Origin of the sequence: Amycolatopsis sp. cmx-8-4, assembly GCF_046548675.1 — a bacterium.
GTDB lineage: Bacteria > Actinomycetota > Actinomycetes > Mycobacteriales > Pseudonocardiaceae > Amycolatopsis.
In genome coordinates, this window is sequence record NZ_JAEBDZ010000094.1 from 1 (window position 1) to 1005 (window position 1005).

A 1005-nucleotide genomic window follows, 5' to 3' on the forward strand; every position below is an offset into this window, starting at 1 on the left:
TCCCTGGACGCTGTCGGACTTCGACTTCGCCGCGCAGCCCGGGGTCGACGAGAAGCTGATCCGGGACCTCGCGACGTTGCGTTTCCTCGACGACGCCTCGAATGTTCTGTTCGTCGGGCCGCCCGGGGTCGGGAAAACGATGCTGACGACCGCGCTGGCGCGCGGCGCTGCTGAGTCCGGGCACCGGGTCTACTTCACCACCGCCGCCGATCTCGCCGCCCGTTGTCACAAGGCCGCGGTCGAGGGGCGGTGGGCGACCTGCATGCGGTTCTTCGCCGGCCCGAAGCTCCTCGTGATCGATGAACTTGGCTACCTGCCGCTGCCGGGCGACGGCGCGTCGGCGTTGTTCCAGGTCATCAACCAACGCTACCTGAAGTCGTCGACGATTTTGACGACAAATGTCGGGATTGCTGACTGGGCAAAAGCTTTCGGTGACGCGACCGTCGCGGCGGCGATGCTGGACCGGTTGCTGCATCGGGCGACGGTGGTCGGCATCGACGGCCCGTCTTACCGGCTGCGGTCTCATCAGTCCACATCGGACAAGCTGCGCAAGGCGGTGAACGCACATGTCTCCTGACCCGCAGGATCCGAACTACAACGCGGCCCGCAAGACCTGCCCGATCTGCTGGGAGGCATTCGCCGCGACCGGCCGCCAGGCCAAGGCTCGCGTCTATTGCTCGCGGGAGTGCAAACGCACCGCGGCGGCCCGTCGTGAAGTCGAACGAGCCGGCCACCCCGGCGGGCCGTTCATACCGCCTCCGGCGGCCACTCCGGCGCCGTCACCCGCGCCGCTGCCGCAGCCGGCCGCGCAACGGGACTGCCCGCACTGCGGCGGGCCAGTCACCATCGTGGCGTTGCTGACAACGCCAGAAGCGGCCCGGCCACAGATGCCGGTCGCCGCACCCGACGGAGTGATCCCACTCCGTCGCTGACACCGGTTAAGCTGCAGACCTCGGCTGGGGATTTTCAGGAAGCGCCTCTGGCCCACTTCGCAGAGCGCCATCA

1 protein-coding gene is annotated in these 1005 nt (G+C 68.1%); it reads left to right on the plus strand.

The genetic code is table 11. The features are described from left to right. Positions 1-577, plus strand: a 577-nt coding sequence (istB, locus tag ACLJQZ_RS48545; protein WP_410628509.1) for an IS21-like element helper ATPase IstB, incomplete at its 5' end; no start/stop codon positions are given. Positions 578-1005: the final 428 nt, after the last annotated feature.